Origin of the sequence: Bacillus sp. FSL M7-0791, from assembly GCF_038627085.1 — a bacterium.
GTDB classification, from domain to species: domain Bacteria; phylum Bacillota; class Bacilli; order Bacillales; family Bacillaceae; genus Bacillus; species Bacillus safensis.
The window spans coordinates 2,024,134-2,047,877 of sequence record NZ_CP152022.1 but is presented as its reverse complement, the minus strand read 5'-3'; the positions used below and the strand labels follow the sequence as shown (position 1 = coordinate 2,047,877).

Annotated in this window: 27 protein-coding genes; all 27 read left to right on the top strand. The window is 41.1% G+C overall.

Annotated features, from left to right (window positions below):
• The first annotated feature begins 295 nt into the window (after positions 1-295).
• The 27 genes from hbs to MHI08_RS10240 all read left to right on the top strand — a co-directional run bounded on the left by hbs (position 296) and on the right by MHI08_RS10240 (position 23,689).
• Positions 296-574 (top strand): non-specific DNA-binding protein Hbs, encoded by a 279-nt coding sequence (gene hbs, locus MHI08_RS10370; protein WP_003215863.1) that lies wholly within the window; start codon positions 296-298, stop codon positions 572-574.
• A 190-nt stretch (positions 575-764) separates the two neighbouring features.
• On the top strand, positions 765-1,334 hold the full coding sequence (gene folE, locus MHI08_RS10365) for a GTP cyclohydrolase I FolE (RefSeq protein WP_003215789.1): 570 nt from the start codon (positions 765-767) through the stop codon (positions 1,332-1,334).
• Between the two features lie 24 nt (positions 1,335-1,358).
• A complete protein-coding gene (mtrB, locus tag MHI08_RS10360) occupies positions 1,359-1,589 on the top strand; it encodes a trp RNA-binding attenuation protein MtrB (RefSeq protein WP_008344541.1) in 231 nt (76 codons plus the stop codon).
• Between the two features lie 114 nt (positions 1,590-1,703).
• On the top strand, positions 1,704-2,471 hold the full coding sequence (locus MHI08_RS10355; RefSeq protein WP_024422811.1) for a heptaprenyl diphosphate synthase component 1: 768 nt from the start codon (positions 1,704-1,706) through the stop codon (positions 2,469-2,471).
• 3 nt (positions 2,472-2,474) lie between these two features.
• Complete coding sequence (locus MHI08_RS10350) at positions 2,475-3,179, top strand: demethylmenaquinone methyltransferase (protein ID WP_024422810.1); 705 nt, start codon at positions 2,475-2,477, stop codon at positions 3,177-3,179.
• Positions 3,180-3,203: 24 nt separating this feature from the next.
• Positions 3,204-4,166 carry a heptaprenyl diphosphate synthase component II gene (hepT, locus tag MHI08_RS10345; RefSeq protein WP_024422809.1) on the top strand — a complete coding sequence of 321 codons (963 nt, stop codon included), beginning with the start codon at positions 3,204-3,206 and terminating at the stop codon, positions 4,164-4,166.
• A gap of 129 nt (positions 4,167-4,295) precedes the next feature.
• Entirely contained in the window at positions 4,296-4,742 is a 447-nt protein-coding gene (gene ndk, locus MHI08_RS10340; RefSeq protein ID WP_024422808.1) for a nucleoside-diphosphate kinase, read from the top strand.
• A gap of 145 nt (positions 4,743-4,887) precedes the next feature.
• Positions 4,888-5,667: a protein-glutamate O-methyltransferase CheR gene (locus tag MHI08_RS10335; RefSeq protein WP_342499614.1), complete on the top strand. Its 780-nt coding sequence runs from the start codon at positions 4,888-4,890 to the stop codon at positions 5,665-5,667.
• A gap of 73 nt (positions 5,668-5,740) precedes the next feature.
• Positions 5,741-6,913 carry a chorismate synthase gene (gene aroC, locus MHI08_RS10330; RefSeq protein WP_024422806.1) on the top strand — a complete coding sequence of 391 codons (1,173 nt, stop codon included), beginning with the start codon at positions 5,741-5,743 and terminating at the stop codon, positions 6,911-6,913.
• Positions 6,913-8,004 carry a 3-dehydroquinate synthase gene (gene aroB, locus MHI08_RS10325; RefSeq protein ID WP_144470973.1) on the top strand — a complete coding sequence of 364 codons (1,092 nt, stop codon included), beginning with the start codon at positions 6,913-6,915 and terminating at the stop codon, positions 8,002-8,004. The genes aroC and aroB overlap by 1 nt, the downstream gene beginning before the upstream one ends.
• Positions 8,001-8,384, top strand: a complete 384-nt coding sequence (aroH, locus tag MHI08_RS10320) for a chorismate mutase (RefSeq protein ID WP_095408883.1) — start codon at positions 8,001-8,003, stop codon at positions 8,382-8,384. Before aroB ends, aroH begins: the two co-directional genes overlap by 4 nt.
• A gap of 231 nt (positions 8,385-8,615) precedes the next feature.
• On the top strand, positions 8,616-10,163 hold the full coding sequence (gene trpE, locus MHI08_RS10315; RefSeq protein WP_342491949.1) for an anthranilate synthase component I: 1,548 nt from the start codon (positions 8,616-8,618) through the stop codon (positions 10,161-10,163).
• Positions 10,135-11,157 (top strand): anthranilate phosphoribosyltransferase, encoded by a 1,023-nt coding sequence (trpD, locus tag MHI08_RS10310; RefSeq protein WP_024428092.1) that lies wholly within the window; start codon positions 10,135-10,137, stop codon positions 11,155-11,157. Before trpE ends, trpD begins: the two co-directional genes overlap by 29 nt.
• Positions 11,150-11,902 (top strand): indole-3-glycerol phosphate synthase TrpC, encoded by a 753-nt coding sequence (gene trpC / locus MHI08_RS10305; RefSeq protein WP_025093058.1) that lies wholly within the window; start codon positions 11,150-11,152, stop codon positions 11,900-11,902. Before trpD ends, trpC begins: the two co-directional genes overlap by 8 nt.
• Positions 11,899-12,567, top strand: coding sequence for a phosphoribosylanthranilate isomerase (locus MHI08_RS10300; RefSeq protein WP_268423878.1), 669 nt, complete (start codon positions 11,899-11,901; stop codon positions 12,565-12,567). Before trpC ends, MHI08_RS10300 begins: the two co-directional genes overlap by 4 nt.
• A complete protein-coding gene (gene trpB / locus MHI08_RS10295; RefSeq protein WP_342491948.1) occupies positions 12,548-13,747 on the top strand; it encodes a tryptophan synthase subunit beta in 1,200 nt (399 codons plus the stop codon). Before MHI08_RS10300 ends, trpB begins: the two co-directional genes overlap by 20 nt.
• On the top strand, positions 13,744-14,547 hold the full coding sequence (trpA, locus tag MHI08_RS10290) for a tryptophan synthase subunit alpha (RefSeq protein WP_342491947.1): 804 nt from the start codon (positions 13,744-13,746) through the stop codon (positions 14,545-14,547). Before trpB ends, trpA begins: the two co-directional genes overlap by 4 nt.
• Before the next feature lie 11 nt (positions 14,548-14,558).
• A complete protein-coding gene (gene hisC, locus MHI08_RS10285; RefSeq protein ID WP_342491946.1) occupies positions 14,559-15,656 on the top strand; it encodes a histidinol-phosphate transaminase in 1,098 nt (365 codons plus the stop codon).
• Between the two features lie 114 nt (positions 15,657-15,770).
• Positions 15,771-16,886 (top strand): prephenate dehydrogenase, encoded by a 1,116-nt coding sequence (locus MHI08_RS10280; RefSeq protein WP_025093062.1) that lies wholly within the window; start codon positions 15,771-15,773, stop codon positions 16,884-16,886.
• Positions 16,887-16,896: 10 nt separating this feature from the next.
• Entirely contained in the window at positions 16,897-18,183 is a 1,287-nt protein-coding gene (gene aroA / locus MHI08_RS10275; protein WP_025093063.1) for a 3-phosphoshikimate 1-carboxyvinyltransferase, read from the top strand.
• A gap of 280 nt (positions 18,184-18,463) precedes the next feature.
• The gene (locus MHI08_RS10270) at positions 18,464-19,735 is read left to right on the top strand and encodes a tetratricopeptide repeat protein (RefSeq protein ID WP_342499613.1); all 1,272 of its coding nucleotides are present in this window, start codon (positions 18,464-18,466) and stop codon (positions 19,733-19,735) included.
• A gap of 75 nt (positions 19,736-19,810) precedes the next feature.
• Complete coding sequence (locus MHI08_RS10265; RefSeq protein WP_008344562.1) at positions 19,811-20,350, top strand: ReoY family proteolytic degradation factor; 540 nt, start codon at positions 19,811-19,813, stop codon at positions 20,348-20,350.
• A 61-nt stretch (positions 20,351-20,411) separates the two neighbouring features.
• On the top strand, positions 20,412-20,858 hold the full coding sequence (locus MHI08_RS10260; RefSeq protein ID WP_342499612.1) for a YpiF family protein: 447 nt from the start codon (positions 20,412-20,414) through the stop codon (positions 20,856-20,858).
• Between the two features lie 144 nt (positions 20,859-21,002).
• On the top strand, positions 21,003-21,509 hold the full coding sequence (locus MHI08_RS10255; RefSeq protein WP_007500911.1) for a ubiquinol-cytochrome c reductase iron-sulfur subunit: 507 nt from the start codon (positions 21,003-21,005) through the stop codon (positions 21,507-21,509).
• Between the two features lie 2 nt (positions 21,510-21,511).
• Positions 21,512-22,186 carry a menaquinol-cytochrome c reductase cytochrome b subunit gene (gene qcrB / locus MHI08_RS10250; protein ID WP_003215804.1) on the top strand — a complete coding sequence of 225 codons (675 nt, stop codon included), beginning with the start codon at positions 21,512-21,514 and terminating at the stop codon, positions 22,184-22,186.
• Positions 22,187-22,227: 41 nt separating this feature from the next.
• On the top strand, positions 22,228-22,995 hold the full coding sequence (locus MHI08_RS10245) for a menaquinol-cytochrome c reductase cytochrome b/c subunit (protein WP_039179522.1): 768 nt from the start codon (positions 22,228-22,230) through the stop codon (positions 22,993-22,995).
• A 100-nt stretch (positions 22,996-23,095) separates the two neighbouring features.
• Positions 23,096-23,689 carry a DUF1405 domain-containing protein gene (locus tag MHI08_RS10240; protein WP_024428102.1) on the top strand — a complete coding sequence of 198 codons (594 nt, stop codon included), beginning with the start codon at positions 23,096-23,098 and terminating at the stop codon, positions 23,687-23,689.
• The last annotated feature ends 55 nt before the right edge of the window (positions 23,690-23,744 follow it).

Genomic DNA, 23,744 nt, shown 5'->3' with positions numbered 1-23,744 from the left:
CAGATTCAGGCTGAAATTAGGAATATTCGTTCGCAAAAGTGCCCTTAATCCTTGACGAATAAGGATTCTTCCCTTTAAAATGCTTGATATGGTATTTCATATGTGTTAATCTACTTACAGAAAATCTTCACTTTGTTGGACAAACATTCCTTCAAAGAGACGTTTTCTAATGAAAAGCCATGTATAACGCTTTCTAGACGCTCTTTTTTTCTGAAAAAGGGTATAGAAAGAAGACGAATTGTGAAGAAATGATAACAATCTACTGAATGCATATTTTTGGGAGGAGGTGAAAGGCATGAACAAGACAGAACTTATTAACGCGGTTGCTGAAGCAAGCGAGTTATCTAAAAAAGACGCGACAAAAGCAGTTGATTCTGTTTTTGATACAATTTTAGATGCACTTAAAAATGGTGACAAAATCCAACTTATTGGTTTTGGTAACTTTGAAGTACGTGAGCGTTCAGCTCGTAAAGGACGTAACCCACAAACTGGTGCAGAGATCGAAATCCCTGCAAGCAAAGTACCTGCTTTCAAACCAGGTAAAGCACTTAAAGACGCGGTGGCAGGTAAATAATCGTTATGTGTAATGATCCTGTTGAAGGAGTTATACATATACAGTTTCACACTGGTCTAGAAAAGCCCCTTTCATAAGGGGCTTTTCCTTTTGAATCAAAAGGTTCGTTTAGAACGCTCTCCTTTGCTTTTAGGATCTGAAGTGTGCTAGAATCTGAATGAAATGTAATCGCCTTTGGAGGATATAATACATGAGTGAAATAAATAAAGAATTAATCGAACACGCAGTACGCGATATATTAAAAGCAATCGGAGAAGATCCGGATCGTGAAGGACTTCTTGATACCCCAAAACGAGTCGCAAAAATGTATGAAGAAGTGTTCTCGGGATTAAATGAAGATCCAAAAGAACATTTTAAAACCATTTTTGGCGAAGACCACGAAGAACTCGTCCTTGTAAAAGATATTGCTTTCCATTCAATGTGTGAACACCACCTTGTGCCTTTCTACGGGAAAGCCCATGTCGCTTATATTCCGCGCGGAGGAAAAGTAACGGGACTTAGTAAGCTGGCAAGAGCTGTAGAAGCCGTGGCTAAACGCCCGCAGCTTCAGGAACGCATTACATCAACCATTGCAGATAGTATGGTGGAAACACTTAATCCGCATGGCGTGATGATTGTCGTTGAAGCAGAGCATATGTGTATGACGATGCGCGGAGTGAAAAAGCCAGGCGCTAAAACAGTGACCTCAGCAGTCCGCGGCACATTTGCAAATGATGCAGCCGCAAGAGCAGAAGTGCTTTCCTTTATTAAAAACGACTAATTCAATAGATGGAAGGTGAACAAAATGAGTGAAAATAAAGCATCTGATTTTGTGGTGATTAAAGCCATTGATAATGGTGTAAACGTCATCGGCCTGACAAGAGGCTCTGATACAAGATTTCACCATTCCGAGAAACTCGATAAAGGTGAAGTGATCATTGCACAATTTACTGAGCATACGTCAGCGATCAAAGTAAGAGGCGATGCTGTCATTCAAACAAGCTTCGGCGAAATTCAAAGCGAAGCAAAGAAATAAAGAACTTGTAGCACTTGATAGCATAAAAGTGAGAGCTGATATGGTATAATAAATCTCTATACAATGTGCAGGTCTACATATGAAACTGTAATTTTTGGGACAAGGGTGATATCTTTGCAAGACATCTACGGAATTTTATCTAATCTAAATATAAAATTAAATAAAAAGCTTTCTCATCCTTATTTGGCGAAGCATTTACGCGCACCACTCATCGATGAAGATAAGCTCCTTCTTTTTCATGCAATGTTTGAAGAAGCTCAAATTGATGCAGAGAAAAAAGAAAATTATATTTTAACGGCGATGCTTGTGCAAATTGCCCTTGATACCCATGACGAAGTCACAACTGCTGCAGCCATCAAGCAAGACGAATTCAAAAATCGTCAGCTGACCATCCTGGCAGGAGACTATTTCAGCGGTCTCTATTATTCTCTTCTCTCTGACATGAAAGACATTTATATGATCCGCACGCTCGCTACGGCGATCAAAGAGATCAATGAACATAAAATTAGACTGTATGACCGGTCCATTCAAGATGCAGCGCACTTTTACAAAAGTGTAGCTACAGTTGAATCTGCGCTTTTCCAAAGGATTTCTGAGCATTTTCAATTAACGCATTGGAATGAGATTGCAAGTCGTTTTCTTGTTTATAAACGCTTCATGAAACAAGCAGAAAATGACAAACATTTAAAACTTTTTTTGAACGATCGTTATACGGACGCCTATTCGTGCTTTGACAATTTTGAGAATGAAGGCTATGAAAAGGCCAAACGAACGATCAAGGAGCATCTTGTTTCATCTCCGGTCGTTCAAAAAGAGCTATTAAATCGCTTGGATCATATGAAAAATGAGCCTGCGTACCATCAGAAAGTGGAAGAAGGGTAAGTCATGCAGCAATCAAAAGAACAGCGAGTACACGGTGTATTTGAAAAAATTTATAAAAACTATGATCAAATGAACTCTGTCATCAGCTTTAAACAGCATAAAAAATGGCGCGATAAAACAATGAAACTTATGAATGTGCAAAAAGGGTCTAAAGCATTAGATGTATGCTGCGGGACAGCCGATTGGACAATTGCGCTTGCAGATGCTGTTGGAGAAAAAGGCGAGGTCAAAGGCCTTGATTTCAGTAAAAACATGCTGAGTGTTGGAGAAACGAAGGTGAAGACTGGGGGCTACAAACAAATTGAATTGCTTCATGGCAATGCGATGGAGCTCCCTTTTGAGGACAACTCATTTGATTATGTCACCATCGGTTTTGGACTTAGAAACGTTCCTGATTATTTAACGGTGCTCAAGGAAATGACAAGAGTAGTGAAGCCTGGCGGAATGGTTGTCTGTCTGGAGACTTCACAGCCTGAGATGATCGGCTTTAAACAGGGCTACTACATCTATTTCAAATACATTATGCCGCTCTTTGGTAAATTGTTTGCCAAAAGCTATCAGGAGTATTCATGGCTTCAAGAATCAGCCAAAACGTTCCCTGGCATGAAAGAGCTGGCGGCTCTGTTCGAAGAGGCCGGGTTGTCTGATGTCTCGTATCATCCATTTACAGGCGGTGTAGCAGCAACACATATCGGAAAGAAGCTTTGAATAAACGATATTTGGGTGAAGATAATGAAATTAAAAGCAATGATCTCTTTTTTAAATCATGATATCGATATAATTGAAAAAGAGCTTGAACAAACAGTTCGCTCTGATTATGCATTATTAAGTGAAGCAGGTCTTCATTTGCTGCAAGCGGGCGGAAAACGAATCCGCCCCGTTTTTGTTCTCCTTTCAGGCATGTTTGGTGACTATGACATTAATAAAATTAAATATGTTGCCGTTGCCCTCGAGCTGATTCATATGGCATCACTTGTTCACGATGATGTCATTGATGATGCAGAGCTGAGAAGAGGCAAACCAACGATAAAGGCAAAATGGGATAACAGAATTGCCATGTACACAGGGGATTATATGTTTGCGAGATCACTTGAATACATGACAAAAATCAATCACCCAATGGCACATGAAATTTTGTCAAAAATGGTCGTCGAGCTTTGTCTTGGTGAGATAGAGCAAGTGAAAGATAAATATAATATGGATCAAAACCTGCGTACATATTTAAGAAGAATCAAACGAAAAACAGCCTTGCTCATTGCAGGCAGCTGTCAATTAGGCGCCATTGCAGCAGGTACAGATGAAAAAACACATAAAGCCCTCTATTGGTTTGGATACTATGTCGGCATGTCCTATCAAATCATTGATGATGTCCTTGATTTCACATCAACTGAAGAAGAGCTGGGCAAGCCTGTCGGAGGAGACCTTTTACAAGGGAATGTCACACTCCCAGTCTTATATGCACTGAAAAATCCGACGCTAGAAGGTCAATTGAAGCTGATCAATAGTGAAACGACGGAGAAGCAGCTGGAGCCTGTCATTGAAAGCCTCAAACAAACAGATGCGATCGACCGCTCGATTCGAGTGAGTGAAATGTATTTGAAAAAAGCCTTTGAACAGCTCGACAAACTTCCTCGAGGACGAGCGAGAACGTCACTCGCCTCCATTGCAAAATATATTGGGAAACGAAAATTCTAATCAACGTGATGTTGATTGGTTTTTTTGTGAAATTTTTTGTCAAAAATTGATTATTATAAAAAAAAATGATACGATCACTTTGTAACAATGTAAGCCTATACATACATAACGACGGGGTGGAAAACGTATATGGACAAAACATTTCTTATGGTCAAACCTGATGGTGTAGAAAGACAATTAATCGGTGACATTGTGTCAAGATTCGAAAAAAAGGGGCTTCAGCTTGTTGGTGCAAAACTAATGAGTATTCCAAAGGAAGTAGCAGAAACCCATTACGGAGAGCATAAAGAAAAACCGTTTTTCGGGGAATTGGTTGACTTTATTACGTCAGGACCTGTATTTGCAATGGTATGGCAAGGTGAACAGGTAGTAGACGTAACAAGACAGATTATCGGCAAAACAAATCCGAAGGAAGCGCTTCCAGGCACAATAAGAGGAGACTATGGATTGACTGTTGGGAAAAACATTATCCATGGGTCAGACTCACCAGAAAGTGCTGAAAGAGAAATTAACTTATTCTTCAAACAAGAAGAACTCACAAGCTGGGATCAAACCATCTCAAGCTGGATTTATTAAGTTTCAAGCCAAGGTGTTCATCTAATGAGCACTTTGGCTTTTTTTATATTGAACTTTCTACACGAAATTTCTCGTGAGAAGATACAAATTTTCGATAAAAACAGCTATACTAGGACAAAGATAGATGAGACAGGAGAGGACATTGATGGATCCATATCAAGTATTTGTTGGAAAATGGAAAAAACTAACCGGAGTTGATCTAAATTTATATAAAGAAGCACAAATGAAACGGAGATTAACCTCACTTTATGATAAAAAAGGATATAAAGATTTTGAAGCATTCGCGGCCGCGCTTGAAAAGGACAGAGCATTATTAGATGAGACGATGGACCGCATGACGATAAATGTGTCAGAATTTTACCGAAACTATCAGCGCTGGGAAGTACTTGATCAAAAAATCCTGCCGCTGCTTTCGAAAAATGGCGGCACCTTAAAGATTTGGAGTGCAGCATGTTCGACAGGAGAGGAGCCATATACACTCTCCATGCTGCTGTCAAGCCATCCTTTTGTGAAAGACTTCCAAATTATTGCAACTGATATTGATGATAAAGTTCTGCAGTCAGCTCAAAAAGGCAGATATCATGAACGCTCTCTGCAAGAGGTGCCAGATCATATCAAGCAAAAATATTTCACAAAAGAAGATTCTTCATTTTACACTGTGAAGGATGAGGTTCGAAAGCATATTCAATTTAAGAAGCACAACCTTTTAGCAGATCCATATGAAAAACAGCTTGACCTCATCGTCTGCCGAAATGTACTGATTTACTTTACTGAAGAGGCAAAAGAAGAAATTTACTTAAAAATGAGCAGCAGTTTAAAACAAAATGGCGTATTATTTGTTGGTTCTACAGAGCAAATTTTTCACCCAGAAAAGTTTGGACTGATATCTGCTGATACTTTCTTTTATCAAAAGAAGGGTATGTAGCTGACTTTTTAGTAGCAAGTGTGTTATTATATTTTTACTTAAAAGCGTTAATGCGATGAAGGGAGATTGAGTCATGAGGTACTTAACAGCAGGTGAATCACATGGTCCACAACTGACCACAATTATTGAAGGAGTTCCAGCGGGACTTTACATAGAGCAGGATGACATCAATTATGAATTGGCTAGAAGACAAAAAGGTCATGGCCGCGGAAGAAGAATGCAGATTGAAAAAGACCAGGCGAAAGTGTTAAGTGGTGTTCGCCACGGGAGAACATTAGGTTCCCCAATCGCACTTGTTGTTGAAAACAACGACTGGAAGCATTGGACAAAGGTGATGGGGGCAGAGCCGATCACGGAAGAAGAAGAAAGTGAAATGAAGCGTCAAATCTCCCGTCCAAGACCAGGACATGCAGATTTAAATGGGGCGATCAAATATGGACACCGTGATATGAGAAACGTATTAGAGCGCTCATCAGCCCGCGAGACAACTGTTCGCGTAGCAGCAGGCGCAGTTGCCAAACAAATCTTGGCGCATCTAGGGATTAAAGTAGCTGGCCACGTTCTTGAAATTGGCGGAGTGAAAGCAGCTCATACAGCATATGAGTCTATTGAAGATTTGCAGAAGGTAACAGAAGAATCACCTGTTCGCTGCTATGACAGTGAAGCAGGTCAGAAAATGATGGATGCAATTGATGAAGCGAAGAAAAACGGCGATTCAATTGGCGGAATTGTTGAAGTCATCGTTGAAGGGATGCCGGTTGGGGTTGGCAGCTATGTTCATTACGACCGTAAATTGGACAGCAAGCTTGCTGGTGCTGTACTTAGTATCAACGCTTTTAAAGGGGTTGAATTCGGTATTGGCTTCGAGGCAGCCTCTAAAAATGGCAGTGAGGTCCATGATGAAATCATCTGGGATGAAGAAAAGGGCTATACGAGAAAAACAAATCGCCTAGGTGGTCTTGAAGGCGGAATGTCAACGGGTATGCCAATTGTCGTAAGAGGGGTTATGAAACCAATCCCAACGCTTTATAAGCCGCTTCAAAGCGTTGACATTGAAACAAAAGAACCTTTCTCTGCAAGTATTGAACGATCTGACAGCTGTGCTGTTCCTGCTGCAAGTGTTGTTGCAGAAGCAGTCGTTGCATGGGAAATTGCCAATGCAGTTGTGGAGCAGTTTGGCCTTGACCAAATCGACCGCATTAAAGAAAATGTTGAGAAAATGCGCCAGCTTCAGAGGGAATTTTAATGAAAACACTGGAAGTTAAGACGTCTTCAGCCACTTATCCTGTATTTATCGGTGATGGGATTAAACGCAATATCGTCGACTTGATAACTTCCACTGGGCATTCCTATACGAAGCTTTTAATCGTCACAGATGCAGCTGTTGATGCCATTTATGGTGATGAGATGGTTCGCTTACTTCAGCAGAAGTGGCCTGTGAACAAAGTGGTTGTGCCGAGCGGAGAGCAGTCAAAATCCTTTGCCGAATTTGAGCATATTCATACGAAAGCCATTCAATTTCAGCTTGATCGTTCCTCCTGCATCATTGCGCTGGGAGGCGGCGTAATTGGAGATTTGGCTGGCTTTGCTGCTGCCACTTATATGAGAGGCATTGATTTTATCCAAGTGCCGACCACACTGCTGGCACATGATAGTGCAGTTGGCGGGAAAACAGGGATCAACCATCCGCTCGGTAAAAATTTAATCGGTGCGTTTCATCAGCCGAAAGCTGTGATCTATGATACTAGTATGCTTGAGACACTATCTCAAATTGAACGAAGATCAGGCTTTGCAGAAGTCATCAAACATGCACTGATTTCAAGTGAAGAATTTTTATCAGAACTGATGTCCATTCGTTCTCTGACGGATATATCAAAGAGCGATCTGGCACATATGCTGTATCAAGGCATTCAAGTCAAAGCGTCAATTGTTCAAGAAGATGAAAAAGAACAAGGCGTGCGTGCATTTTTGAATTTAGGCCATACACTCGGGCATGCCATTGAAGCAGAGTACGGATACGGCGCCATCACGCATGGAGATGCCATTGCAATCGGCATGCAGTTTGCGCTGTATGTGAGCGAAAAGCAGCTGGGACTCAGCTTCAATCGTACGGAACTAAAAGAGTGGATGAAAGAGCTCGGGTTCCCGGTGCAAGTCACACAAGATATTTCCACGAAAACATTTGTTGACCGGATGATTGGTGATAAAAAAGCAAGAGGCGGCAGTGTTCAATTTGTTTTATTAAAACAGGTTGGAGACGTCACCTTACAGTCTTTCACAAAAGATGAGCTGCACTACTGGCTCGAAGAATGGAAACGGGAGGAGGGATGTCTATGATGTTTCGCGGGATACGTGGGGCTACAACTGTGATAGAAGATACAGAAACAGAAGTGTTAAACAAAACGAAACAGCTGCTAGAAGCGATCATTTCAAGAAACCAAGTAGATCCAGAACGTGTCGTGCAGATCTTGATTTCAGCTACACAAGATATTCACTCCGTTTTTCCGGCAAAAGCACTTCGTCAGTTTGAAGGATGGACATATGTACCTGTTACATGTATGCAGGAACTGGACATTAATGGCGGTTTAAAGCAATGTATTCGTGTCTTAATGACTGTCCAGACAGATACAAAGCAGGAAGACATACAACATGTGTACTTGGAAGAAGCTGTGACGCTTCGCCCTGATTTACAGTTGACAAAAAACAAGGAATTATAATACGATATGAACAGCCGAAGTTTACACACAGGTGTAAACGGCATTGCAAGCTTAGAGAAGATGAGAATGAGACTAGGGTAGTTGAGATGAGTAGAGTTGAGCAGAGATACGATACTTCTATTTAATCATACTGCCTAAAAGAGTAACCCTCTTTTAGGCTTATTTCGTATACTCATACAAACCCTCTATATGTCCCCTCATTCTCCTTAAACCCATTTAAGGAGTGTGCTTATGAATTCCCAATCAAACTTGACCCAATTTTTAAAGGACAGTGAGTCCCACAAAACGATCCCAATTGTTGAAACCATTACAGTCGATACGCTCTCACCGATTCAAATTGTTGAAAAACTCAAACAAGATATTGTGTATTTGCTAGAAAGCAAAGATGAGTCTTCCAGCTGGTCGAGATATTCTTTCATTGGATTGCACCCGTTTTTAACCTTACACGATGACCAAAACAAATACATTGCACGTGATGCTGCGGGGCGGGAAGTCATGCGAAAGCAAGAGCTGAAAGAACTGCTAGATTGGATGAAAGAGCAATATCAAATCAAAACGCCAGATATTGATATCCCATTTACAGGCGGGGCGGTTGGGTACTTAAGCTACGATCTGATCCCTAACATTGAACCCTCTGTCAGGCCTCACAGCAGCGCATCGCTGGCAGAAAATTGCACATTATTTGTCTGCCAAACGATGATTGCCTTTGATCATGAAACAAATCATGTTCATTTTATCCAGTACACCGAGCTAACCGGACATGAAACAGAAGACGAAAAAATACGCGCTTACAAAGAAAATCAAAAGCAGCTTGAACAGATGATTCACAAGCTCCATTCAAAGGTTGATATGAAAGAACTGATTTTATCAGGGAATATGAATGAGCCGCCGTCCTTTGAACATGTGACGTCCACCTATGAAAAAGCGCAATTTTTAAAAGACGTAGAAAAAATCAAAGACTACATTCGAGCGGGTGATATTTTCCAAGGCGTACTCTCACAGCGATTTGATATCCCTGTGTCAGTGAGTTCATTTGAGTTATACCGCGTGCTTCGGATTGTAAATCCATCTCCATATATGTATTTTATGAAATTAAAAGATCGTGATTTAGTCGGAAGCTCGCCAGAACGATTAATTCATGCTAAAAATGGGCATCTAGAAATTCATCCTATTGCTGGCACAAGAAAACGAGGAAGAACAAGAGAAGAGGATGCTGAGCTAGCAAGAGAACTGCTTGAAGATGAAAAGGAAAAAGCGGAGCATTACATGTTAGTGGATCTTGCCAGAAATGATGTAGGCCGTGTGGCAGAATACGGCAGTGTGTCCGTACCGACCTTTACAAAAGTAGTGAATTTTTCACATGTCATGCACATCATCTCCATTGTGACAGGAAAGTTAAAGCGGGATACACATCCAGTCGATGCGCTCATGTCCGCTTTCCCTGCAGGTACATTAACAGGTGCACCCAAAATAAGAGCGATGCAATTACTAAATGAAATGGAGCCTGAGCCAAGGGAAACGTATGGCGGCTGTATTGCTTATATTGGATTCGACGGTAATATCGACTCCTGTATTACGATTCGTACGATGAGCGTCAAAAATCAGACCGCTTCTATACAAGCAGGCGCCGGCATTGTGGCTGATTCTGTCCCAGAAAATGAATGGGAAGAGACTTGTAACAAGGCAGGAGCACTTCTGAAAGCCATTCAGCTTGCGGAACATATTTTCTCAGAAAAGGAGAGTGTGCAGGATGAATCACCGACTATCAGCTCTTGTTAATGGAGGCTTTCTATCAGAAAATGAAGCAAATAAACTCATGCAAGATATGATGAGCGGCTTTTTAACAGATGCTGAAGTCGCTGCGAGTCTCTCGATTTTAGCGCATAGAGGAGAAACCGCTGAAGAAATGACGGGTTTTGTGAAAGCCATGCGGCAAAATGCAGCACCAATGGAACGAGCGCTTGATGTAGTAGATACTTGCGGCACAGGAGGCGATGGACTCTCCACCTTTAATATATCAACTGCCGCTGCCATTGTCGCTTCCGCTGCTGGAGCCAAAATCGCCAAACACGGAAATCGATCAGTTTCTTCTAAAAGCGGGAGTGCCGATGTACTAGAGTGTCTTGGGATTCATATTCAATCCACACCAGAAGAAACAAGAAGACAAATACAAGAGAAAAACATGGGCTTTTTATTTGCACCATTGTATCATTCATCTATGAAACAAGTAGCCGCAGTCCGCAAGCAGCTCGGCTTCCGGACGGTATTTAATCTCTTAGGCCCGCTTTGCCACCCAATGCAAGCCAAAAAGCAAATCATCGGTGTCTACTCAAAGGAAAAGGCAAAATTGATGGCAGAAGCCCTTGCACCGTTAGAGCCAGAACATGTGCTGTTTGTTTGCGGAGAAGATGGACTGGATGAATTAACGATTACAGCAAATTCATATGTGATTGAACTCAAAAAAGATGTCATGACAGAATATACACTCAATCCAGAAGACTTTGGGCTGCAAAAAGGATATTTATCAGAAATTCAGGTCCAATCACCGGAAGAGAGTGCTAAATTGATTCAGAATATATTGAATCATCAAACAGAAGGGGCGCCGCTTCATATTACAGCCCTGAATGCTGGCGCCGCTTTATATGTCGCAGGGAAGTCAGAAAGCCTCATGGCCGGAACATTAAAAGCGATTGAAACAATTAAAAACGGCGCAGCCAAAGAACAATTGGCTCGATTAAAACAAAAAACGAGAGAGGAAGAGATCTATGCTTAATCAAATCATTGCCCGCAAAAAAGAACATATTCAAACATTGCAGTTACCAGTAGATGGACACTTTGAAAGACGATCATTTAAAGAAGCACTCATGAATCCTCATCGCTCAATTGGTCTCATTGCGGAGGTGAAAAAAGCGTCTCCTTCCAAAGGAATCATTCAACCGAATTTTGATCCTTTACAAACAGCAAAAGCTTACGAAAAATCAAACGCTGATTGCTTATCTGTTTTAACGGATGAACCGTTCTTTCAAGGGAAAAACGAATACTTATCCCTCATTAAAAAACACGTAGATCGTCCAATTTTAAGAAAAGATTTCATCATTGACTCCATACAGGTAGAAGAGTCAAGACGTATAGGGGCAGATGCCATTTTATTAATTGGAGAAGTACTTGAGCCGCAAAAGCTGCAAGAACTCTATGCTGAAGCGAAAGAGAAAGGCCTTGATGTCCTTGTCGAAGTACATGCAGCAGATACACTGGAAAATATTTTAAAGTTGTTCACTCCTGAAATCATTGGAGTGAACAACCGGAATTTAAATACATTTACAACAACTGTCGAACAAACAAAAGAGATCGCACCCCTTGTTCCAAAAGATGTTTTACTAGTGAGTGAGAGCGGTATTCAAACATTTGATGATCTGGCCTTTGTGAAGAAACATGGAGCGGGTGCAGTTCTTGTAGGAGAATCATTAATGAGAGAACAATCACAAGAAAAAGCCGTTCAGACATTGTTTGGAGAATGAACAGGGTGAAGCCTTATGTAAAATATTGCGGGGCAGTATCACAAGATGATGTGGAATGTATTGCGCAATCTCACGCAGATGCCATTGGATTTATTTTTGCTCCAAGTAAAAGACAAGTCCAGCCAGATCAAGTGAAACAATGGCTCATCCAAACAAAGTGTGAGAAAAAAATTGCCGGTGTTTTTGTAAATGAAAAGATCGAAAAAGTGTGTGAGATCACAAAACATATACCTTTAGATATCGTACAGCTTCATGGAGATGAAACGCAGGATGACGCTAAAGAAATCAAACAACAAACAGGGGCTGTCGTTTGGAAAGTGTTCCACCACGCATCCAATATCACAAACACGCTTGAAAAAATGACGGCATTTGCACCTGTTGTCGATGGCTTTCTCATTGATGCGAAAGTAAAAGGGATGAGAGGCGGCTCTGGAACAGCTTTTGCTTGGGAGGCGGTGCCTGCATACGTTAAGCATGCAAAACGGCTGGAGAAAACTTGCATAATTGCAGGCGGCATCACACCAGAAACGATAGCAGAGCTCCTTGCCTATGGTCCAGAAGCGATCGATCTTTCAAGCGGAATAGAAGAAAACGGAAAGAAAAGCAGCGCTAAGATCGAAGCGCTCGAAGAAAGGATGTTAAATAATGTACGCATATCCAAATGAGATTGGCAGATACGGAGAATTCGGAGGGAAATTTGTCCCGGAAACGCTCATGCAGCCACTTGCAGAAATCGAGCAGGCATTTCGTGAATTAAAAGAAGACCCTGCTTTTCAAGCAGAATATGTATCACTACTTCGAAACTATTCAGGCAGACCAACTGCGCTTACATATGCTGACCAATTATCAGCATACCTCGGCGGGGCAAAAATCTATTTAAAAAGAGAAGATTTAAACCACACGGGTGCTCATAAAATTAACAATGCGCTTGGTCAGGCCCTGCTTGCGAAAAAAATGGGGAAATCAAACATCATCGCAGAAACAGGCGCGGGCCAGCACGGAGTAGCTGCTGCAACGGTGGCCGCAAAGTTCGGGTTATCCTGCACGGTATTTATGGGAAAAGAAGATGTGGAAAGACAATCACTCAATGTCTTTCGAATGAAACTGCTGGGCGCTGAAGTCATACCTGTCACAAGCGGAAATGGCACACTAAAAGATGCAACCAACGAAGCCATCCGCTATTGGGTTCAGCACTGCAGTGATCATTTTTATATGATTGGCTCCGTTGTAGGCCCTCATCCGTATCCTCAAATCGTCAGCGAGTTCCAGCGCATGATTGGTGATGAAGCAAAAGAGCAGCTGTTTGAAAAAGAAGGAAGGCTTCCTCATAAAGTCATTGCCTGTGTTGGCGGCGGAAGTAATGCCATTGGAATGTACCGGGCATTTTTAGATGAAGAAGTAGATATCATTGGTGTAGAGGCAGCTGGAAAAGGAATCGATACGCCGCTCCATGCTGCAACCATCACGAAAGGAACCAAAGGTGTGATCCATGGGTCTTTGACATATTTAATTCAAGATGAATTTGGCCAAATTATTGAGCCATATTCTATTTCTGCTGGTTTAGATTATCCGGGAATTGGACCAGAACACGCATATTTACATGCGAGCGGACGGGTTGAATATGTGAGTGCGACAGATCAAGAAGCACTAGATGCACTAAAGCTGCTGACTGAAAAAGAAGGAATTCTGCCAGCAATTGAATCTGCACATGCGCTAGCCAAAGCGTTTGAGGTAAGCAAGACGATGAATGAAGACGAAATCGTCCTTGTCTGCCTGTCAGGAAGAGGCGATAAGGATGTGCATACATTAATGAACGTGCTCGAAAGTGAGGGGAAAACAAAATGATTAGATTTCAATTAGAGCAAGACGAAAAATTATTTATCCCATTTATCACAGCTGGAGATCCGTCAGAAGACATCACGATTGATTTAGCTATCTCCCTTCAAGCAGCCGGTGCACATGCGATTGAACTCGGTGTTCCTTATTCCGATCCATTAGCAGACGGTCCTGTCATTCAAAGAGCCTCCAAAAGAGCTCTAAATCATGGCATGAATATCGTAAAAGCGATAGAATTAGCAGGGAAGATGAAAAAAAACGGTGTAAAAATTCCTGTAATTCTATTTACGTATTATAATCCTGTGTTACAATTAGACACAGAATACTTTTTCGCTTTACTGCACAAAAATCATATTTCGGGACTCTTAACACCCGACTTGCCGTTTGAAGAGAGCAGCGAGCTGCAAAAGAACTGTCAAACACATGACATTTCATATATTTCACTCGTTGCACCAACAAGCAAGGAACGATTAGTAAACATTGTAGAGCAGGCAGAAGGTTTTGTGTATTGTGTTTCATCTCTTGGTGTAACAGGTGTCAGACAATCCTTTGACGCGTCAATTACAGATTTTATTCAACAAGTGAAACAGCTGAGTCACATACCGGTTGCGGTCGGTTTTGGCATCTCAACAAGAGAGCAGGTAGACTCAATGAATAAACTGAGTGACGGTGTTGTTGTCGGAAGTGCACTTGTGAAAAAAATTGAAGAGCTTCAAGAACAATTGCTGGCAAGTGATACACGTCAAGAGGCTTTAAGAGAATTTGAAACATATGCAAAAACATTTAGTCCCCTCTATTCATTCAAATGAGGTGAAACATTTTGCAAATCAAAGATCAATTAAAACAGCTAAAACCGTATCAACCTGGGAAACCAATTGAAGAGGTCAAAAAAGAATATCAATTAGACAAAATTGTGAAATTGGCTTCAAATGAAAACCCTTTTGGATGTTCTGTACATGCAAGAGAGGCTATACAAGCTGAGCTCGAACATTTAGCGATTTATCCTGATGGGTACAGCGCAAGTTTAAGAACGGAGCTTGCTGAGTTTCTTCAAGTAAGTGAAAAACAATTAATTTTCGGGAACGGCTCAGATGAACTTGTGCAAATTATTGCGAGAGCTTTCCTTGACCAACATACAAATACCGTCATCCCATCTCCATCTTTTCCGCAATACCGTCACAATGCAGTGATTGAACATGCTGAAATTCGAGAAGTGCCTCTTTTAGAAGGAGGAGCTCACGATCTGAAGGGCATGCTGGATGCGATCGATGAAAACACGAAGGTTGTCTGGGTATGTAATCCAAATAACCCGACAGGAAATCATTTGTCAGAATCTGAGATTGTGGCGTTTTTAGACGAAGTGCCAGCTCACGTGCTTGTTGTTCTAGATGAAGCGTATTTTGAATACGTTCGTGCGGAAGATTTTCCAAACAGTTTATCTTTATTACACAATTATCAAAATGTCATTGTCCTTCGAACGTTTTCTAAAGCATATGGACTTGCAGCGCTTCGCGTAGGCTACGGAATTGCATCAGAAGAGCTGATTACTGCCATTGAACCAGCGAGAGAGCCGTTTAATACCAGCCGTATCGCTCAGGCAGCTGCTCGTGCAGCGATCAAAGATCAAGATTTCATACAATCATGCAGACAAAAAAACGAAGCAGGTCTCAAGCAATATCAAGATTTTGCAGACTGTTTTGGACTATATATCTATCCATCTCAAACAAACTTTGTGCTGATTGATTTTAAAAGAGATGCAGATGAATTGTTCAATGCATTATTGAAAAAAGGTTACATTGTTCGTTCCGGTAAAGCACTTGGTTTTCCGACTTCTTTACGTATTACCGTCGGAACAAAAGAGCAAAATGAAGACATTCTAAGCACACTTGCCGATTTACTGCAAGGCATTCGTGCGTAGCATAACCATAAAGTCATATCCTAAGGCAGGATATGGCTTTCATTGTACCAACCTCAATACATATAAGCTGTTGAAATAGGTTGTTTAATTTTCGCGAAAAATCAGGTGATGAATATGAATGATGCAAACGAAACAATATTAATCGCTGGACTCGGTTTAATTGGGGGATCCATTGCACTCTCGATTAAAAAAGAGTATCCTCATAAAAAAATTGTAGGATTTGATGTTTCCAAAGAGCAAATGGTTGCTGCAACAAAGCTGGGAATTATTGATGCAACAGCTGATTCGTTTCTGGCTGGTTTAGAAGAATCTTCGACCATTATTTTGGCAACACCTGTCCAGCAAACAGTAAAGATGCTTAGTGATATTGCAGACTCTGGAATTGAAAGAGAGCTCACAATCACTGATGTCGGCAGCACAAAGCAAAAGGTCGTCCATTTTGCTGAAAAAGCGCTGCCTGAGCAGTACCAATTTATTGGTGGACATCCAATGGCAGGCTCTCATAAGTCAGGTGTTATTGCAGCAAAAGACTTCTTATTTGAAAATGCGTTCTACATTTTAACGCCTGCAAAGGAAACAAACCGCCAAGCTGTTGATCGGTTGATGGATTTGTTAAAGGGGACAAATGCTCATTTCATCGAGATGACACCAGAAGAACATGATGCTGTGACAAGTGTAATTAGCCATTTTCCTCATATTGTTGCAGCCAGCCTTGTGCATCAAGCACATCATTTTGAAGAACAATTCCCACTTGTGAAACGGTTTGCTGCTGGAGGCTTTCGTGATATCACACGAATTGCTTCAAGCAATCCTGCAATGTGGAGGGATATCCTGCTGCACAATAAACACAAGATTTTAGACCGTTTTCATGAATGGAAAAAAGAGATTAACCGCATTGAAAACTTCGTAGAGCAAGAAGATGCTGAAGGATTGTTCTCTTATTTTCAAGATGCAAAGGAATATCGTGATGGACTGCCTCTAAGGAAAAAAGGAGCCATTCCTGCTTTTTATGATCTGTATGTCGATGTTCCGGATCACCCTGGGGTCATATCGGAGATTACAGGGTATCTAGCAAGTGAAAATATTAGTATTACAAATATCCGTATTATTGAGACGCGGGAAGACATTAATGGGATTTTACGCATTAGTTTTCAAACAGACGACGACCGCAAGCGTGCAGAAATCTGTATAAAAAATAGAGCGAATTACGATACATTTTATGCTGACTGAGGTGACAAACATGAAAATTCATAAAAATGCTCCTATGAATGGAGAAATTCATATCCCAGGTGATAAATCTATTTCACATAGATCAGTGATGTTTGGTGCAATTGCTGAAGGGACCACAGTAGTGAAAAACTTTCTTCCTGGAGCTGACTGTTTAAGTACGATTGATTGCTTTAGAAAGATGGGCGTTGAAATTGAACAACAAGGGACAGATGTTGTCATTCATGGTAAAGGACTGAAAGAGCTCAAGGAGCCGTCTGACATTCTCGATGTTGGCAATTCTGGTACAACCATTCGATTAATGATGGGAATATTAGCTGGTTGTGAGTTTCACAGTACACTAATTGGTGATGAGAGTATTGCCAAAAGACCAATGAAACGTGTGACGGGTCCGCTGAAACAACTAGGAGCCAAAATAGACGGCAGAGCAAATGGCGAGTATACACCACTGTCTATTCGTGGCGGTCATTTAAAAGGCATCTCTTATGAGTCTCCGGTGGCAAGTGCACAAATTAAGTCGGCTGTCCTTTTAGCTGGGCTGCAAGCAGAGGGTACAACAACATTAACTGAACCACATAAATCAAGAGATCATACAGAAAGAATGCTCTCTATGTTTGGTGTAAAACTAGATGAAGATGAACAAAGTGTTTCCATTGAAGGCGGCCAGACATTAACAGCAACAGATATATTTGTTCCTGGAGACATCTCTTCAGCTGCATTTTTCCTTGTAGCTGGATCAATCGTTCCTAACAGCCGGATTGTCTTAAAAAATGTCGGGCTAAACAAAACAAGAACAGGTATTATTGATGTGCTGAAACTTATGGGTGCAAACCTTGAGATCAATGAAGTAGATGCCAAAGGCGGAGAACCGTATGGTGATTTAACGATTTCTACTTCATCATTAAAAGGGATTGAAATTTCTGGTGACATGATTTCAAGACTCATCGATGAAATTCCGATTATTGCGCTTCTTGCGACCCAAGCAGAAGGAACAACGATCATTAAAGATGCTGCTGAGTTAAAAGTTAAAGAAACCAATCGAATTGATACAGTCGTATCAGAACTTAAAAAACTCGGTGCTGATATTGAAGCAACAGATGATGGTATGAAGATTCATGGTAAAACTACGCTTCAAGGCGGCGCAGTCGTCTCAAGCTACGGAGATCACCGTATCGGTATGATGCTGGGAATTGCCGCATGTGTGACAAAGCAAGCAATTGAGATTGAAGATACAGATGCTGTTCGTGTCTCATACCCGAATTTCTTTGAACACATTGAATATTTAACGAAAACAGTCTGAGGAGGTCCTCAGGCTTTTTCTTTCCTTTGGCATATTTGTCAGAAATATAGCATAGCTTGTCTCAAGGTGAAACCTTGAAAAAAAACATTTTGTCCGATAAAAATAGTGTCTGCAGTTTACAAATCATCAGTTTCGTATAGGATGAAATGAAAAACAGTCTTTAAAACACAAAAATGGGTTCATTTTAAAAGAGCAACATATTTGCTGGATGTGTACCTGTCGATTATGATATGAAGTAACAATAGTTTAGGTTTTTGGAAACAGAAAGGAACGGTTTGATTTGAATAGTTCATTACAAGAAGCCATAAAATTAGTTGAGGCGGGTGAGACTGAAAAAGGACTCCAAACACTTGCTCAAGCAGAGAAGCATTTGCATGATGAAGAAAAGGCGCAAGCGGCTCAATTATATTATGATTGGGGAGATATCGATAAAGCACGGAATCTCATCAGTGATTTACATGATTTATATCCAGAGGAAACAGGTTTAACGTGTTTTTATGCAGAGCTGTTGATTGACTCTGATGAAGAAGAGAAGGCGATTTCAGTATTAGAAACGATTCCTGAAGATGATGATGCGTACCCAGAGAGTTTATTGTTAATGGCAGATTTGTATCAAATGCAAGGACTATTTGAAGTCAGTGAACAAAAGCTTTTAAAAGCGAAAGAACTACTTCCGAATGAAGCCATCATCGATTTTGCATTAGGTGAGTTGTATTTTTCTCAAGGCCTTTCAAAAAAAGCGGCCGATTATTTCTACAAAGTGGCAGATCAGCAGCATAAGGTTGGCGGTGTCAATGTGTATCAGCGGCTCGCTGAATCGCTCAGCACAGCTGGAGAATTTGAGGATGCACTTGAATGGTACGAAAAGGCAGTAAAAGATCAAGCAGACCCGAATACTCTTTTTGGCTACGGATTTACAGCAATGAGGGCTGGCAGAACGAAAACAGCCATTCAGCAGCTTACAGAACTGAAAGATATTGATCCGTCCTATTCGTCACTTTATATGCCTTTAGCGAAAAGTTATGAGGAAGAAGGACTATATCACGAGGCTTTAGAGGTAGTAAAAGAGGGTATTAAAGTTGATGAGTATAACAAAGAATTATATTTATATGGTGCCAAGATTGATTTGAAAAATGGGGATTCAGAAGATGCGAAAAAACTGCTTCAAGAAGCACTTGCTCTCGATCCGGGTTATATTGAAGCAGTTCAAACATTGCTGGCGATCTATTTAAATGAAGAGCTGTTTGATGAAATTCTGGATGTTATTAAAGAGGCTAAAAGCTTTGGGGAAGATGATCCAAAATGGAATTGGTATGCTGCATCTGCTTCTGTCGGGCGAGAAGAATACAAAGAAGCTGCCGAGTATTTCAAGCTTGCCCTGCCTGATTTTGATGAGGAGCGTGACTTCTTATATGAATACGCTTCGTTCCTTTTAGAAGAGGGCAGACAAAAAGAAGCATTGCCGTTATTACGCAAAGTTTTAGAGAAAGATGGCACGAATGAAGAAATTGAAGAAACGATTTTAAGAATTGAAGACGAAATTTCCTTATAGTTTGCAGGAATGAAGAACTGGTTTGTTGAATAATTCATGTATAGCAATTTAATTTACGATAGAGGAGGGAATAACATGCAGACCCCTGTTTCTGTCAATGAAAAAAAGGAATTTATCCGGTGGTTCTTAAACCATTATCAACTAAAGCGAAGAGAGTGTGTTTGGATATTAAATTATTTAATGAGTCACGACTCTTTGATGGAAAAGGTTCATTTTGTAGAGCAAGCAGAATTTTGCCCAAGGGGAATCATTATGTCAACACACTGTGTGGATGAAGTTCCCTTTAGATTTTATAAAGAAAACATCATGACGACAGATGCTGAAAAGTCATTTCATGATATTCGTTTGAATAAACAGCAGGATTTGTTTATTCAATTGAATTTCCGTTCTGCTTATCGTTCGCCGGAATATGCAGCTGTTCTTGAAACAAATCCTCATATTCCAAAGGATCTTTATGAGAACGAAAAAGATAAGGATCTTGCTGAGAAAGTGCTTGAGCACTCAATCGCAACTTTCCAAAAAGAACGGCTCATGAAAGAGATAGATGAAGCACTTGACCGTCATGATCAAGAAACATTTAATAAGCTGGCAAAAGAATTAAGCCTATTGTCATAAACTGAACGAATAAGCCTTGCCCTACACAGGCAGGGCTTATGTCATGAAAGAGGGGAAATTGATGAGGTTTCAAGCAGAGGACGCGGATCGCTTTTTGCAATCTAAAACTTACATTGATACCGCTATCATTCCATTAGTTGGGATTGATGCGGATCAAATGAAACAAACCGTGTCTTTAGGAGAGTTTACTATTCTTGTAGCAGATGAACTTGAAAGACAGTTAAAAGGGCGGGTTTTTCTTTTTCCGTCACATACATATTTGGAAGTGAGTGACCGGAAACAAGAAGATATACTCATAATGAAGCAGTCGCTCAAGGATCATTTTCAGCATGTCGTATTGATCACATCTGATCACCAGTGGAAAGAGCATACTGAGATCAGTGAATCGCTATTTTTGCTCAAGCCGGTTCCGCTGGAGCATTTGAAGGTTGAATTAAAGCAAAAAGTCATTCAAGACAGTGTAGAACAAATTTTGAACTTTTTGTTACAAAAATGGAACCCTTCATAAAAACCCTTACATTTGCATTGTACATAGCTTTTTAGGATGTTGACCTTGTGAATAGATTGATATATTATGAGGGTGTCCTAGTTTTATGAAATTTTTTCTAATTCAGTTATAAAGTAGCTGACGACCTGAGGGGGGGAGAAAAAAATGAGCGAGAAGAGACATGGAGTGTCCAGGCGTCAATTTTTGAATTACACGTTGACCGGCGTGGGGGGATTTATGGCCGCTGGAATGCTCATGCCTATGGTTCGCTTTGCGCTTGACCCTGTGCTAAAAGGAACAGAGGATCAGGATATGGTTCAAGTTGTCAGTGTAGATGAACTGACAAAGGAACCGAAGCGCTTTGACTTTAAAATTGATCAAGTAGATGCATGGTACGAGTCAAAGGAATCTAGGTCAGCATGGGTGTACAAAGAAGGGGATGAAATTGTCGCTTTATCGCCGATCTGTAAACATTTAGGATGTACAGTGAACTGGAACAGTGATCCGAAAAATCCAAACAAATTTTTCTGCCCGTGCCATTATGGGCTGTACGACAAGGATGGTACAAACGTACCCGGAACTCCACCGCTTGCACCGCTTGACCATTATAAGCAGCAAGTGAAGGACGGATACCTCTATCTTGGAAAAGCTGTGCCGAAAGGGGAAGGGTAACGATGCTTAACAAGATTTACGATTGGGTAGATGAGCGGCTGGACATTACACCAATATGGAGAGATATTGCGGATCACGAGGTGCCAGAGCACGTCAACCCAGCACATCATTTCTCCGCTTTTGTGTATTGTTTTGGCGGTTTAACGTTTTTTGTGACAGTCATTCAAGTCCTTTCGGGCATGTTTTTAACGATGTATTACGTGCCGGATATTAAAAATGCCTGGGAATCTGTTTATTATTTGCAAAATGAAGTGGCATTTGGCCAGATTGTCAGAGGGATGCACCACTGGGGTGCGAGTTTAGTCATTGTGATGATGTTTTTACATACGCTAAGGGTCTTTTTCCAAGGGGCGTATAAAAAGCCTAGAGAGCTGAACTGGATTGTTGGTGTGCTCATTTTCTTTGTGATGCTTGGACTTGGTTTTACAGGTTATCTTTTACCATGGGATATGAAGGCGCTGTTTGCGACGAAGGTTGGTCTTCAAATAGCAGAAGCAACACCTTTCATTGGTAAAGAGATCAAAACGCTGCTTGCAGGTCATCCTGACATTGTAGGGGCACAAACGCTGACGAGATTTTTCGCTATCCATGTCTTTTTCTTGCCAGCGGCATTATTTGGGCTGATGGCTGCCCACTTTATTATGATTCGTAAGCAAGGAATTTCTGGACCGCTATAAAATGCTGCGTTTGATGAATGTTCAATGAGGAGGGGATGACTTTGCATAGGGGAAAAGGGATGAAGTTTGTCGGAGATTCCAGAATACCGGCAGAAAGAAAACCTAACATACCTAAAGACTATTCCGAATATCCGGGAAAAACAGAAGCCTTTTGGCCGAACTTTCTTTTAAAGGAATGGCTTGTAGGTGCCGTTTTTTTAATTGGCTTTCTTGTCCTAACTGTTGTTCATGCGCCTCCGCTTGAGCGGATGGCTGATCCAACAGATACTGGCTATATTCCGCTGCCAGACTGGTATTTCCTATTTTTGTACCAGTTATTAAAATATGAATTTGCTGCAGGAAGCTTCACTGTCGTCGGCGCGATGATTATGCCTGGAATTGCGTTTGGTGCACTTTTGCTCGCACCATTTCTTGATTCAGGTCCAGAACGCAGACCGTATAGAAGACCAATTGCAGTCGGGATGATGATTCTTGCAGTCGGCGCAGCAACATATTTAACGTGGGAGTCTGTTGCAACTCATGATTGGGAAGCAGCGGCAAAACAAGGTGAGATTAAGAAAGAAGCAGAGATTGATACTTCAGCTGAAGAATATAAAATTTATCAAGAGCAGACATGTATCTCCTGCCACGGGGATAACATGCAGGGCGGAGCAGCTGGACCGTCACTTGTTGACAACGGTCTTTCGCCTGAGGAGATCGCTAAAATCGCTGTAGAAGGAAAAGGCAACATGCCGAAGGGTGTCTTTAAAGGCAGTGATGAAGAACTTGAGAAGCTCTCTAAATATTTATCTGAGGTCAAATCAAAATAATTCAGTTGTTTAAATGCAAGTACAAGGATATACTCAAAAGAGAAAAAGCTGGCGCTGTCAGCTTTTTTCTGATTTTAACAGATCGTGAGTGAAGAGACATATGAGATGGATTCAATATTTGCTAGCGACGCGCTACATGCTTGTGCTGGTGCTTATGATCAATTTCCTTGGCACTGTGTACGGCTACTATTGGTATATTCCGCAGCTCGTAGAGACACCGGCTGTTTTTTTAGCTTTTGTACCAGACAGTCCAACGGCCAGCTTTTTCTTTTTATTTGTATTACTTGCGTTTTTGATGAAACGAAATGCTCCTTATTTTGAAGCACTTGCTCTTGTGACCTTGATTAAATATGGGTTATGGGCGGTAGGAATGAATATCTTTGTGCTTTTATCTGTCGATGATTTTCCGTGGGAAGGCTACATGCTGATTGGGTCTCACTTTGCGATGGCGGTTCAGGCTGTATTGTTTGCGCCATATTATCGTTTTCAAATGCGTCATCTCGTGGTAGCAGGCATTTGGATCTTACATAATGATGTAATTGATTATGTATTTGGTATGATGCCCCGTTATTCTATGCTGTCTGCTTACTCAAACGAGATCGGCTACGTGACGTTTTGGCTAAGTATTGCGGTTCTTCTTGTTTCGTATTATCTTGTTCTATCGAAAAAATCGGTCAAGCTGGAACTCCCTTAACAATGTTGGTCTAACCTTGTCCTTTTCTTCATACGCTGTAAGGAGAAGGGCTAGG

Excerpts from the sequence above, each read along its gene's own strand:
- hbs (WP_003215863.1), top strand. The coding sequence starts at position 296 with ATGAACAAGACAGAACTTATTAACGCGGTTGCTGAAGCAAGCGAGTTA.
- folE (WP_003215789.1), top strand. The coding sequence starts at position 765 with ATGAGTGAAATAAATAAAGAATTAATCGAACACGCAGTACGCGATATA.
- mtrB (WP_008344541.1), top strand. The coding sequence starts at position 1,359 with ATGAGTGAAAATAAAGCATCTGATTTTGTGGTGATTAAAGCCATTGAT.
- MHI08_RS10350 (WP_024422810.1), top strand. The coding sequence starts at position 2,475 with ATGCAGCAATCAAAAGAACAGCGAGTACACGGTGTATTTGAAAAAATT.
- hepT (WP_024422809.1), top strand. The coding sequence starts at position 3,204 with ATGAAATTAAAAGCAATGATCTCTTTTTTAAATCATGATATCGATATA.
- ndk (WP_024422808.1), top strand. The coding sequence starts at position 4,296 with ATGGACAAAACATTTCTTATGGTCAAACCTGATGGTGTAGAAAGACAA.
- MHI08_RS10335 (WP_342499614.1), top strand. The coding sequence starts at position 4,888 with ATGGATCCATATCAAGTATTTGTTGGAAAATGGAAAAAACTAACCGGA.
- aroC (WP_024422806.1), top strand. The coding sequence starts at position 5,741 with ATGAGGTACTTAACAGCAGGTGAATCACATGGTCCACAACTGACCACA.
- aroB (WP_144470973.1), top strand. The coding sequence starts at position 6,913 with ATGAAAACACTGGAAGTTAAGACGTCTTCAGCCACTTATCCTGTATTT.
- aroH (WP_095408883.1), top strand. The coding sequence starts at position 8,001 with ATGATGTTTCGCGGGATACGTGGGGCTACAACTGTGATAGAAGATACA.
- trpE (WP_342491949.1), top strand. The coding sequence starts at position 8,616 with ATGAATTCCCAATCAAACTTGACCCAATTTTTAAAGGACAGTGAGTCC.
- trpD (WP_024428092.1), top strand. The coding sequence starts at position 10,135 with ATGAATCACCGACTATCAGCTCTTGTTAATGGAGGCTTTCTATCAGAA.
- trpC (WP_025093058.1), top strand. The coding sequence starts at position 11,150 with ATGCTTAATCAAATCATTGCCCGCAAAAAAGAACATATTCAAACATTG.
- MHI08_RS10300 (WP_268423878.1), top strand. The coding sequence starts at position 11,899 with ATGAACAGGGTGAAGCCTTATGTAAAATATTGCGGGGCAGTATCACAA.
- trpB (WP_342491948.1), top strand. The coding sequence starts at position 12,548 with ATGTACGCATATCCAAATGAGATTGGCAGATACGGAGAATTCGGAGGG.
- trpA (WP_342491947.1), top strand. The coding sequence starts at position 13,744 with ATGATTAGATTTCAATTAGAGCAAGACGAAAAATTATTTATCCCATTT.
- MHI08_RS10280 (WP_025093062.1), top strand. The coding sequence starts at position 15,771 with ATGAATGATGCAAACGAAACAATATTAATCGCTGGACTCGGTTTAATT.
- aroA (WP_025093063.1), top strand. The coding sequence starts at position 16,897 with ATGAAAATTCATAAAAATGCTCCTATGAATGGAGAAATTCATATCCCA.
- MHI08_RS10265 (WP_008344562.1), top strand. The coding sequence starts at position 19,811 with ATGCAGACCCCTGTTTCTGTCAATGAAAAAAAGGAATTTATCCGGTGG.
- MHI08_RS10260 (WP_342499612.1), top strand. The coding sequence starts at position 20,412 with ATGAGGTTTCAAGCAGAGGACGCGGATCGCTTTTTGCAATCTAAAACT.
- MHI08_RS10255 (WP_007500911.1), top strand. The coding sequence starts at position 21,003 with ATGAGCGAGAAGAGACATGGAGTGTCCAGGCGTCAATTTTTGAATTAC.
- qcrB (WP_003215804.1), top strand. The coding sequence starts at position 21,512 with ATGCTTAACAAGATTTACGATTGGGTAGATGAGCGGCTGGACATTACA.
- MHI08_RS10240 (WP_024428102.1), top strand. The coding sequence starts at position 23,096 with ATGAGATGGATTCAATATTTGCTAGCGACGCGCTACATGCTTGTGCTG.